Source organism: Paenibacillus tepidiphilus, from assembly GCF_008635795.1.
Taxonomy (GTDB): Bacteria; Bacillota; Bacilli; order Paenibacillales; family Paenibacillaceae; genus Paenibacillus_AQ; species Paenibacillus_AQ tepidiphilus.
On the sequence record NZ_VWRQ01000031.1, the window covers coordinates 1 to 12,777 of the forward strand.

At 49.0% G+C, this 12,777-nt stretch carries 5 protein-coding genes; 4 read left to right on the plus strand and 1 reads right to left on the minus strand.

Annotation, left to right across the window (positions count from 1 at the left end):
• Positions 1-202: 202 nt before the first annotated feature.
• On the minus strand, positions 203-973 hold the full coding sequence (locus F1379_RS27005; RefSeq protein ID WP_150275573.1) for a class I SAM-dependent methyltransferase: 771 nt from the start codon (positions 971-973) through the stop codon (positions 203-205).
• 227 nt (positions 974-1,200) lie between these two features.
• On the opposite strand from F1379_RS27005, the gene F1379_RS27010 reads away from it, so the two are divergent.
• The 4 genes from F1379_RS27010 (at position 1,201) to F1379_RS27025 (ending at position 12,687) form a co-directional block, all read left to right on the plus strand.
• Positions 1,201-2,112, plus strand: a complete 912-nt coding sequence (locus tag F1379_RS27010; protein WP_150275574.1) for an AraC family transcriptional regulator — start codon at positions 1,201-1,203, stop codon at positions 2,110-2,112.
• 151 nt (positions 2,113-2,263) lie between these two features.
• Entirely contained in the window at positions 2,264-3,169 is a 906-nt protein-coding gene (locus F1379_RS27015; RefSeq protein ID WP_150275575.1) for a hypothetical protein, read from the plus strand.
• A gap of 266 nt (positions 3,170-3,435) precedes the next feature.
• Complete coding sequence (locus F1379_RS27020; protein ID WP_150275576.1) at positions 3,436-7,977, plus strand: S-layer homology domain-containing protein; 4,542 nt, start codon at positions 3,436-3,438, stop codon at positions 7,975-7,977.
• A gap of 282 nt (positions 7,978-8,259) precedes the next feature.
• Positions 8,260-12,687 carry an S-layer homology domain-containing protein gene (locus F1379_RS27025; protein WP_150275577.1) on the plus strand — a complete coding sequence of 1,476 codons (4,428 nt, stop codon included), beginning with the start codon at positions 8,260-8,262 and terminating at the stop codon, positions 12,685-12,687.
• Positions 12,688-12,777: the final 90 nt, after the last annotated feature.

A 12,777-nucleotide genomic window follows, 5' to 3' on the forward strand; every position in this document is an offset into this window, starting at 1 on the left:
CAATTGTATGGTCAGGCTAGCGTCTTTAGGCGCAGTTTGGCAACAAGGGGTTATACCCCTAGAGCAAACCACCCGTTGGACGGGTGGTCCTGATTCGTTAACTCCGGTGAAACGGTGATATAACACTGCCGCATGCACATCGTCTACCCGGGCTGCTTAAGCGGCCGTCCGGGGACGCAGACAATCTATAGTTAGCACTGGTCTAACCCTGCACCTTTATGGCAGCGATGCGCAGGCGCCGGGTGTCGAGCTGCCAGCCTCCGTCCCGGTACAGCTGCGGCTTGACCTGTGTTTCAATGGCCTCATATATTGTCGCCTTGTCCTCCGCTGTAACATCGTGGAAGAAGTAGCCGGAGAAGCTGTCCAGCCAATTTCGTATTGCGGAGCCTTCTCTTCTGACCGGAGCGGTACCGTCAAAATGCCGGGCATACGTGACGCGAAACCCGGTCTGCTCCAGCAGCGTGGCGTATTCGCCAAGTGTGGGATGGTACCAGGGATTTCGCCCCTCCCAGGCATAGCCATGATCTTCGAGCGCCTGCTGCATCGCGGACATAAGCGCTGCAGTATTGCCGTGTCCGGCAAATTCGGCGACGAAGCGGCCGCCTTCCCGCAGCGCCAGCCAAACCGCCTGGGCAGTTGCCGGTCCGTTCGCGATCCAGTGCAGCGCGGCATGGGAGAACACGGCGTCAAAGGGCGAGCCAGTCCGGTATTGGCTTGCTTCCTGCACCTCGAAGTGCAAGCCGGGATATTTCCGCCTGGCCAGCTGCACGAGCTCCCCTGACAGGTCAATGCCGGAGGGCACGGCTCCTGCAGAGGCGATCTTGGCCGTAAGATCTCCATTTCCGCAGCCTAGGTCGAGAATGCGCTCCCCCGGACAAGGCTGCAGCAGCTCAAGGATGCCTGCTTCAGGCTTGGTGGTCATATCCGGATGGAGGTGGCCGGCTTTAGGGTCATCAAAAGATTGGTTGTGCATGAATAGCATCTCCTCTATATTATGAACTTTGCGGACATATAATGTCTGCAATTAGTTTAATCATAGACTTTGTGAGTCCATAATAGACGTTATTCCCGGCTTCTGTCAAGTTCCACGGTTTACGCCACTTGTCTTGAGGTTCCGCTATTTTGCGCAAAGCTGGAACCGGCTGGCAAGGCAGTTCTTGATATAATAAAGGAACTGGAGAGAGAAAGGCCGGGTGCGATGTGAATTACAGTAAGGATATCGAGCGCTGCATTGAGTATATTGAAGAACATATTAAGGAGCCGTTAACCGCCAATGAAATTGCCGCGGTCGCCGGTTATTCGCTGTTTCATTTCAGCCGAGTGTTCAGCTTGACCCATGGGATGTCCATTATGGAGTACGTGCGCAGCCGCAAGCTGTCCCGGGCATCCATGGAGCTGTTCAGCGGCCGACGAATTATTGATATCGCGCTGGAATACGGTTTTGAGACACAAAGCGGCTTCGCTAAGGCCTTTCGCAAGAATTACGGCTACAGTCCCAGCGACTACGCGGCGCGGATGGAAAGCTTTCGGCCCACCCTGCCGCCTCGCTTGATCGGTAGTTATATGCTGAATCCTGCGTTTGTGCATAAACCCGCCTTTAAAGTTGCCGGCTACGGCATTGCGACGAATGTGACTGCCGGCAGCTATACCCAGGATGTTGCTTCGTTCTGGAGCCAATATGACGGGGAGAACCTGGAAGCCCGAATGTATGCCATCCTTCATCCGCCCAAACACGGAGAGGTCGGACTGTGTATTCCGGCGACGGAAGAGGGACATGCGAAGTATCTGCTGGGCGTAATCGTTGAGGATTTTGCCAGAGTTACGAAGGAAATGCTGACCGTTGAAGTACCCGAAGCGCAATATGCCGTGTTTACCACACCGCCGGTTGATACGTCGGGGAATGAGGGCCAGGAGGATTTTGTGCAGGTCATCAAGAGCACGTGGAAATATATTTTTGAAGAATGGTTTCCTTCCAGCGGCTATGTGTATGCTGAGGGCAGACCGAACTTTGAATTCTATGACGAACGCTGCCATTCCCGCGTGGATACCGTGATGGAGATTTATGTGCCGGTACTGGTGCGGACGGGGTTAGCCGATGAGTACTGCCAATAGGGCGGTTATTCATTACGTGAATCTATTGTCAACCGGCATCTGAAAAAGTGTCTATCCTGTGATAATATTTTTTGCATATTGTGGTATTAAGAGGAAAAATAATGTATTTTTATAGAGGGTACTTATTTTACTGGTGAAGGGGAGTACGATTTTGAGAAAAGTGATGTTGAAGAAAGCCTCTGCTTTACTGCTCATGTTCTGTTTCATGTTGTCGCCCTTTAGCTCGGTGTTTGCAGCTACAGCAGAGGCCTCGGCCGACGATACGCCAACAACCTCAGCGGTCGAGATCCAGGTTGCCTATCCCGATGGCACCATTATGGACCAGGGAGTTCTGTATGTTGCCCTGGATGACGAGTCCTACTCCACCTACACATCCTTTGGAGAAAATGGCGTATTCCTATTCGATCTTCCTGATGGAACGTATAATGTGTCGGGCGTAACCGACTTTACTTCTTGGGAAAGTATCACCTTTTACGATTCGTTTACCGTGTCCGGAGGAAATGCACAGACGTATACTTTGCAGCTTCCGCCTAAGATTGTTGGCTCAATTGTCACTGCGGATGGAGCGGATCTTCCTTATGGCAGATTATATCTGACCGGCTCTGACGGCAGCACAACCAATGGGTATGTCACCAATGTCGACGACGGGGCATTCTCGCTGTATCTCCCCGACGGCACCTACACAGCAGATTTTCTGTCCGAATGGAACCACATGTGGGCTGTTACTCTCCACTCTTCCTTTACAGTGACAGGTGGTCAAGTGGAGCAGACGCCGCTGGTAATCACTGTCCCCCTTCAATATACAGGCACTGTCACCAAGAACGGCGCACCCTTGAGCAGCGCTGTAGTATACTTCCAAAGCACAGATGACAGCAGTATCAGCTATGAGGGCCGGGTGATGAATGGCAATTTGAGTGTCTTCCTGCTCAACGGGAACTACCATATTGATAAGGTGCTGGACTTGAATACTTCACAGGAGTATAACGTTAATCTTAATGTAACCGTTGAAGATGGTGCTGTCGTCCCTGGGGGTCCTTTGACGATAACCATTCCTTAAGCTTCATGCGCGGATAAACCTTTTCGTCTTAATGTACCAAAGGCAAGCTGCCGAGTTTCGGTGGCCTGCCTATTTTTTTGCTTTGACTGGGGGGATTACAAATAATAATATATTACTTGGAATTATAGAGTTTTATTGTCATTAATTATACATAAAATTGTCGATATTTTTAGCGGAAAATCATTTCTTTCATATAGTGGAATTATGTAGAAGCCTGTACCTTTATAAAGGTGCTGTATATACACTTTAATCTGAGGGGGAGTAAGATGTCGAAAAAATCGATTTTGCAGAAAGGAATGGCCCTGTTTCTTGCGGTTTGTTTCACTTTAGCGCCTTTTGGCTCAGTACTAGCCGCAACCGCATCGGATATTTCCGGCAACTGGGCGGAACAGCAGATCCGCGAATGGATGGATCAAGGATACATATCGGGTTACCCGGACGGCCGCTTCAAGCCGGCCAATCATATAACCAGAGGCGAGCTGGTTGCGCTGGTTAATAAGTCCTTCGGATTGACAGAGACGAAGGAGATTCAATTCAAGGATGTAGCATCCTCAAGCTGGGTGTACCCGGAAGTATTAAAGGCAAATGCCGCCGGATACATCAGCGGATACAGTGACGGTTCGTTCGGACCGGGTAAGAAAATTACCCGCCAGGAGCTGGCGGTCATCGTTAGTAAGCTGCTGAACTTAAGCCCGGCAGCAGATGCCGGATTTACCGATCTTGCTTCTGTTCCGGCATGGGGCAAGGACGCGGTCAATGCCGTTCAGCAAAAAGGGATTATGCAAGGCTTTGCCGACAATACCTTCCGTCCGGCTAATCCTGCATCCCGTGCCGAAGCGGTAGTTATTCTGGACAGAGCGCTTGCTGTTCTGCACAGCGAAGAGGCAGTGGCCTACAATGCTGCTGGAGTATACGGACCGGAAACCGGGAATGAAGCCGTAGGCCAAAATGTGGCCGTAAACGCACCGGATGTTACGCTCAGGAATATGACCATCAGCGGTAACCTGCTTCTGGGAGCAGGCATTGCCGAAGGCGATGTGCTGCTGCAGAACGTCAAGGTGCTGGGGATTACAACGGTTCAGGGCGGCGGCGCCAACAGTGTGCATTTTGATAAGAGCACATTGGGGACGGTAGTTGTCGATAAGAAGAGTGGAAGTGTGCGCATTGTCGCTGAAGGCTCCACCACAGTGGGGAACCTCAACGTTCAATCGGCGGCTGCCATTGAGTCGACTACTGGAGCGGCAGTAGCTAATTTGTCCCTGTCCAAAGAACTGCCGGAGAATTCCAAGGTCATTCTGAAGGGCAGCTTTAAGGAAGTTAACGTGCTGGCCCGCAATATTGCGGTAGATATTCCCGAAGGCACCATCCAGAATCTGAAGGTGGATAAAGAGGCTACAGGCAATAAATTGAAGAATGAAGCCACAATCACCTCGCTGGATATCAATGCCGGAGTGGATATTACAGGTAAGGGCAAGATTGAAACAGCAGTGATCAACGCTCAAGGGATTAAGCTGGAGACGGCACCTGTCAAGCTGGAAACCGGCAAAGACAGCGGCTCCGATGTAAAAGTTACAATCGGAGGCGTTGAGAAGCCGGCAGCAACAGCTGCACCGGTAGTTGCGGGTGGAGGAGGATCGAATCCGTCGGTACCTTCAAACCCGTCGACACCTGAGCCGACAGCAACAGCGACGGCTAGTCCGGTGCCGACAGCTACACCAGCGCCGACAGCAACAGCGACGGCAACACCAGTAGCGACCGCAACGCCAGTGGCAACAGCGACCGCAACGCCAGTGGCAACAGCGACCGCAACGCCAGTGGCAACAGCGACCGCGACGCCAGTGGCAACAGCGACCGCGACGCCAGTGGCAACAGCAACCGCAACGCCAGTGGCAACAGCGACCGCAACGCCGGGCACCATACCGCCAGGGGTAGAGGGCAACGTGAAGGGCAGCTTTAAGTATGCCAACGGTTCACTGGTGGGGGATGGAACCCTGTATCTTTACAGAATGGAGAACAATATTGGAACCTTTTTTGAGCCGGAAGTGCATGACGGATGGTTTGGAATAGAACTTCCGGACGGCGAGTATTATTTGCATCAGCTGGAAACCAAAGATAATCAGGAGTCCATTGCACTGTACCACCCGTTTACGGTTGCTGATGGAAAGCTGGATTCAGGGCTGCTGCAAATGACTCTGTCACCTAAGGTATCAGGAACCATTCAGTTCCAAGATGGAAGTACAATCCAGGAAGGCAGCATGAGTATTAGCAAAGAAGAGAACGGTTCTTTTTCTAACTATACGGTTATGCTTCATAATGGAGAATTCAACTTATACGTGCCAGACGGAACATACCAGGTAAACAATATATTTGATTCGAAATCCAAAGAAAATATTGGAGCCAGCTTCACCTTTACTATTGCAGGAGGACAAGCTACGCCAAGTCCACTGAGCATTATTATCCCAACAGCAGTTCCAGGAACAATTAATAATTATGATGGAACACCGGTTGCTTCCGGAAGGATCTACATGAGCCGGACGGATATCAATTCCTCTCCAAGCTATTTCGCCGAAATTAAAGATGGCAAGTACAAACTATATTTACCCGATGGAAATTACCGAATCTATAGCTTCTATTCTTCTGCGCAACAGATGGTTGGTATGTCCCATGCATTCAGTGTAAACGGGGGCAAGACTAACCCAAGCCCGTTAGAAGTGACGCTGCCGAAGCTATATACTGGAATGTTAAGCTATTCAGACGGCAGTCCTGTTGGTGATGGATCCGTTTATCTGCTAAACACAGTAACCGGAACTGGCTATAGCAGTTTCAGCTCGAACGTGACGGATGGCCAATTCAGCTTCTATCTGCCGGATGGCACGTACAAGTTGAAAAATTACAATAATTATGATAACAAAGAATCCATATCGCTCGACTACAGCATCACGATTGTGGGCGGCCAGCCAACTTCGAATTCAAGCAAATTCATATTACCCAAGAAGCTTACGGGAACGATAGTAGATGGGGAGAGCAAGCCCGTTAGCGGCGGCTGGGTGTATGTCTATGATCAGCAGACCAATTCCGCAGTACAATATTCTGCTGGTGTCAAAGAGGGCAAGTTCACGCTCTATCTTCCAGACGGTATGTATAAGGCTGAAATGTATTATGATGCCCAGAACAATTCGACTCCAATCAGCTATGCGTTTACAGTAGCAGACGGACAAAGCGTTCCAGCCGCCCTTCATTTTATTATTCCTTCTAAAAATGTTGCGGGAACGGTAATGTATTCGGATGGCCGGGCTGTCGAGGATGGCACAGTATATATTATTAACCAGACGAATGGATCCAGTATGTCTTCAATCGGTGCCAAGGTGAAGAACGGTGCTTTCAGCCTTTATTTGCCAGATGGTGATTATGAAATCAACAGTCATTACAGCGATGACGGCAAGGAGTCTTCACAGTTCTCCTACAAATTTAAAGTTGTAAATAAAATTAGCGAGCCTGCGCCGCTGTCTGTCATTGTGCAGGCCAAGAACGTAACCGGGACCTTGCAATATGAGAATGGCTCAATGATCAAGGACGGGTCATTATCTATTGTTGAACAGGCCACAAATCAATATATAAATACTCAAGTAAAGGGTGGAAAGTTTAGCCTGTTCTTGCCTGATGGCCAATATAAAGTGAAGGATCTTTACGCCTCAATGACTCAAGAACTAATAAATATCACTTATAGCTTTGAGATTGTTAACGGGCAGCCGGTCGTGCTAGATATCAAAGTTCCTGATATTAATGTAACAGGTACACTTAAATATCTGGACGGATCCAACCTTCCAGATGGCATACTGTCCATCAGAAAACAGCCGTTTGATGGCAGCGCGAACGCCAGAACAGCTGTCACCAACGGACAATTTGCGACTACCATGGCCCCGGGGAAGTATGAAGTGTTTAGCTTCAATGAATCTTCTGTTCCGTTGTACTCATTCGAAGTTATGGACAAACAGATGAAACATCTGGATATTGAGCTTCCGTTTAAAAGTGAGTTCAAGGTAACCTATGCTGACGGTACAGTCATTGAGAGGGGCTCCGTCCACATTAGCTATGATGGAGAACCGGCTGCAAGTTACAGCTCTTCCACACAAAATGGCGTATTTAGTGCCTATCTTCCAGATGGAACCTATAAGGTATCGAATATATACGTCAGTGGTACCAGTGAAAGTATCTCATTCAATAGTACCATTACCATCACCGATGGACAGCTTAATCCGCAGCCATATATTCTGAAGCTTCCGCCGAAATTTGCAGGCACGATCATCAGCGCGGATGGAACGGCTGTGAACCAAGGCAGACTTTTTGTATACCGTATGGATGGCATTGTCTATCAGGGATATGGTACCGAGGTCACAGACGGGAAGTTTAGCTTGTACCTCCCGGATGGAAAATATACAGCAGATTATATATCTAACTGGTCCAGTATGGGGAATGTTACGATTAACTATCCTTTCACCGTATCGGATGGCCAGCTGGAGCCCCAACCATTCGTGGTTACTATACCTCATGAATATGCAGGTACCGTCACCAAGAACGGTGTTCCATTAGAGGACGCTGTTGTATATCTGCAGAATACAGATAACGGGAAACCTTATGAAGGTCGGGTAATAGAGGGGAGATTTAGCTTATTCCTGCCTGATGGAAACTACCAGATCACGAAAATATATGACATCGATGCCTCTTACGAATATGCATTAAATCTCAAGATTACAGTTAAGGATGGCAATTTCGTCTCTGGTGGCCCATTGACTATATCAGTTCCTTAAAAAGAGATGGGCTCAGTAGTACAGAGTCAATAAACTTTAAATTACACTGAAACAGGCAAGCTGCTGATTCCCGGCGGCCTGCCTGTTTTTTGAGGTTTGAAATCAGGATATAATTATGAATACTAATCTATAAATGGAAAATGAGATTGATATAGGAATTAATTATATGAAAAATTGTCGATATTTGCAGGGGAAAATCATTTGTTTCATATAGTGGAATTATGTAGAAAGATGTAACTTTATAAGGTGCTGTATACATACTTACATCTGAGGTGGAGAAAAATGTCGAAAAAATCGATTTTGCAGAAAGGTATGGCCCTGTTTCTTGCGGTTTGTTTCACTTTGGCGCCTTTTGGCTCAGTGTTCGCCGCTACCGCAACGGATATTACCGGCAACTGGGCGGAGAAGCAGATCCGCGAATGGATGGAGCAAGGATACATATCGGGTTACCCGGACGGCCGTTTCAAGCCGGCCAATTACATAACTAGAGGCGAGCTGGTTGCGCTGGTTAACAAGTCCTTCGGATTTACGGAGACGAAAGAGATTCAATTCAAGGATGTATCCTCCTCAAGCTGGGTGTACCCGGAAGTATTAAAGGCGAATGCCGCTGGATACATCAGCGGATACAGTGACGGTTCGTTTGGACCGGGCAAGAAGATTACCCGCCAGGAGCTGGCGGTCATCGTTAGTAAGCTGCTGGACTTAAGCCCAGCGGCAGATGCCGGATTTACGGATCTTGCCGCTGTTCCGGCTTGGGGCAAAGACGCAGTCAATGCCGTTCAGGAAAAAGGGATTATGCAAGGCTTTGCCGATCATACCTTCCGTCCGGCTAATCCTGCATCCCGTGCCGAAGCGGTAGTTATTCTGGACAGAGCGCTTGCGGTTCTGCACGGCGAAGGGGCAGTGGCCTATAATACTTCCGGCATTTACGGCCCGGAGACCGGGAACGAAGCCGTTGGCCAAAATGTGGCCGTAAACGCACCGGATGTTACGCTCAGGAATATGACCATCAGCGGCAACCTGCTTCTGGGAGCAGGCATTGCCGAAGGGGATGTGCTGCTGCAGAACGTCAAGGTGCTGGGGATTACAACGGTTCAGGGCGGCGGCGCCAACAGTGTACATTTTGATAAGAGCACACTAGGTACGGTAGTTGTCGATAAGAAGAGTGGAAGTGTGCGCATTGTCGCTGAAGGCTCGACCACAGTGGGGAACCTCAACGTTCAGTCTGCGGCTGCCATTGAGTCGACTACTGGAGCGGCAGTAGCTAATTTGTCCCTGTCCAAAGAACTGCCGGAGAATTCCAAGGTCATTCTGAAGGGCAGCTTTAAGGAAGTTAACGTGCTGGCCCGCAATATTGCGGTTGATATTCCCGAGGGTACGATCCAGAATCTGAAGGTGGATAAAGAGGCCACGGGCAATAAACTGAAGAACGAAGCCACGATTACATCGCTGGATCTCAATGCCGGAGTGGATGTTACAGGTAAGGGCAAGATTGAAACAGCAGTGATCAACGCTCAAGGGATTAAGCTGGAGACGGCACCTGTCAAGCTGGAGACCGGCAAAGACAGCAGTTCCGATGTAAAAGTTACAATCGGAGGCGTTGAGAAGCCGGCAGCAACAGCTGCACCGGTAGTTGCGGGTGGAGGAGGATCGAATCCGTCGGTGCCTGAGCCTACGGCAACGCCGACAGCAGCCGCGACCGCGACACCAGGAGCGAGTGCAACACCGACAGCGACAGCAACGGCAACGGCAACGGCAACAGCGACAGCAACGCCGACAGCGACAGCAACGGCAACAGCGACGGCCACGCCAACAGCAACCGCAACTGCAATGCCAGGGGTAGAGGGCAATGTAAAGGGTAGCTTTAAGTATGCCGACGGCTCACTGGTTGATGATGCCGTACTGAATCTTTACAAATTGAAGAAGGACAATACTGCAGAGAACTACAAAGCTGATGTGAACGACGGCTGGTTTGGTATAGAACTTCCGGACGGTGAGTATTACTTGAACCAGCTTTATATCAAGAGCAATCACGATAATATTGCCTTGTACCATAAATTCAAAGTGGCCGGCGGAAAGCTGGAATCAGGACCGCTGCAGATAACTTTGTCTCCGAAAGTGCCAGGGACCATTCAGTTCTCGGATGGAAGCACAATCAAGTTAGGCAACATGAACGTGGGCAGAGAAGTGAATGGCACTTACACCTATTACAATGTAATGATTGAAAACGGAACCTTTAGTGTATACCTTCCGGATGGAACATACCGGATAAACAGTGTGTATGATTTCGAGGCTGAGGAGAATATCGGAATTTACTATACCTTTACCATTGCCGGAGGCAAGTCTGTACCGGAGCCGTTGAATATTGATTTGCCTGTAGCTGTTACAGGAACCATCCATAACTTGGACGGAACGCCGGTTGAATCCGGCAGGCTGTACGCCGGACGGACGGGTGAGTCTTCGGTTAATTATTTTGCTGAAATCAAAGATGGGAAATATACGTTCTACTTGCCGAATGGAGATTACCAAATCTCCAGCCTCGCTAATGCGGATCAACAGATGATGGGCTTCCACTATACGTTCAGCGTAAATGACGGCAAGCCTAATCCGGATCCGTTACACATTACGCTGCCGAAGCTGTCGGCAGGGACATTAAGTTATGCGAATGGCAGCTCCGTCGGTGAGGGTAATTTACATTTGCAGAACACTGCATCAGGAAGCGGCTTTGTCAGCTACAGCTCCAATGTGAAGGATGGACGATTCGGTATTTATCTGCCGGATGGTACTTACAGGATAACCAGCTTTTATAGTTATGCTGACTCCGAACAGGTTGCCCTGGACTACAGCTTTACGGTTACAGGAGGACAATCGGTTCCAGACTTAGGCAAGCTTGTACTTCCTGCGAAAATTACGGGAACCATAGTGGATGAAGAGAACAAGCCGGTCAATGCCGGCAGGTTATTCGTGTATAATCAGCAGTCCGCTTCCAAAGTTCAGCTTTATGCCGACGTCAAGGCGGGCCAATTCACCTTCTATCTTCCGGACGGTACTTATAAAGTAGAGGTCTACTATGATGCCAAAAGCAATATGACTCCACTCAACTATGTATTCACTGTATCGGGGGGACAAACCGTACCTGATTCGCTTCACATCGTTGTACCGGCCAAGAATGTTGCGGGAACAGTGAAGTATTCAGACGGCCGAATGATTGAGGATGGCAACATTTATATTAAGGACCGGATTAATTCCAGTAATAGCTTAGTGAGCGCCAAAGTAAAGGATGGCACCTTCAATGTCTATCTGCCGGATGGCGAATATGAGCTGACGAGCTATAATGCCGATAACGTCCAGGAGAACGTCCTGCTCTCTTACAAGTTCAAAGTTGTGAATAAGGTAACGGATCCTGCATCTTTGGTTGTCATCGTACAGCTTAAGAATGTAACCGGGACCTTACAGTATGAGGATGGATCGAAGATCAAAGACGGGTCACTAAGATTAATGGAAGAGACTACAAAGCTCTATACCAATGTCCAGGTGAAAGACGGGAAGTTCAGCGTATACTTGCCTGACGGTAAGTATACGACGAGTAGTTATTATCCCTTCGGCTCTCTGGAAGGGGAGTTTTTTACCTACAGCTTTGCGGTTGTAAACGGTAAGCCGGTTCCGGGTGTGCTGGATATCAGAATTCCTAACCATAATGTGACCGGTACACTGCAATATCCGGATGGGTCTATGGTTCAAGATGGTTTATTATTAGTTAAAGGCCAGACTACCGGAGCAAGTGCCCAGGTCGTCAACGGGCAATTTACGCTTACCTTGGCCCCGGGTAAATATGAGGTGTACAGCTACAACAATGCAGTAATCCCGGCATACTCGTTCGAAATTGCTGATAAACAGATGAAGCATCTGGAGGTCACCATCCCGTTCAAGACCGAGATCCAAATCACCTATGCGGATGGAACCGCCATTGAACGGGCAGTCTTAAACATTTACACCGAAGGGGGGACCTATAAAAGCTACAATGCTGTCACGCAAAATGGCGTGTTTAACTTTTATCTTCCCGATGGAAATTATAAATTATCGACGTTTACCAACAGTGATACCAAGGAAACTTTAGCACTAAACAGAACGATTACAGTGACAGCAGGAAAGCTTAACCCGCAGCCGTATATTGTGAAGCTCCCGCCCAAATTTGAAGGCTCGATGATAAGTGCGGATGGAATAGCGGTTGCCCAAGGAACGCTCTTTCTGCACAGCACGGGTACCAGCAACTATATGAGCTACAGTGCAGTGGTCAAAGACGGCAAGTTCTCACTGTATCTCCCGGATGGGACTTATACGGTAGATTATTTAAGCGGCTGGTCCGCTCCGGGAAATGTAAAGATCAGCTATTCCTTTACAGTATCTGAAGGCCAGCTGGAGCCCCAGCCGTTCGTAATCACTGTACCGCATCAATATTCAGGCACCGTCACCAAGGGAGGCGTGCCTATGGATAAGGTGGTTGTATACTTGGAGAATACGGCCAACGGCGATACTTATCAAGGCCAAGTCACGGCCGGAAGCTTCAGTGTATATCTGCCTAACGGGTCCTACAAGGTCACCCGGGTGAATGACATGATTAGCTTCAAGGATTATAAGCCCAGTGTCAATTTCACTGTCACGGATGGCGTGATCGCCCCTGGCGGTACTCTGACCATTGAGATTCCATAAGCAGAATTTTTTGCCGGGCAGCATCATACCATAATCAAGCCCGCCGCACATCTTCATGTGCCGGCGGGCTGTTTTTTTGCGGGGAGTGTA

Coding starts and splice junctions, on each gene's coding strand:
- F1379_RS27005 (WP_150275573.1), bottom strand. CDS start 973: ATGCACAACCAATCTTTTGATGACCCTAAAGCCGGCCACCTCCATCCG.
- F1379_RS27020 (WP_150275576.1), top strand. CDS start 3,436: ATGTCGAAAAAATCGATTTTGCAGAAAGGAATGGCCCTGTTTCTTGCG.
- F1379_RS27025 (WP_150275577.1), top strand. CDS start 8,260: ATGTCGAAAAAATCGATTTTGCAGAAAGGTATGGCCCTGTTTCTTGCG.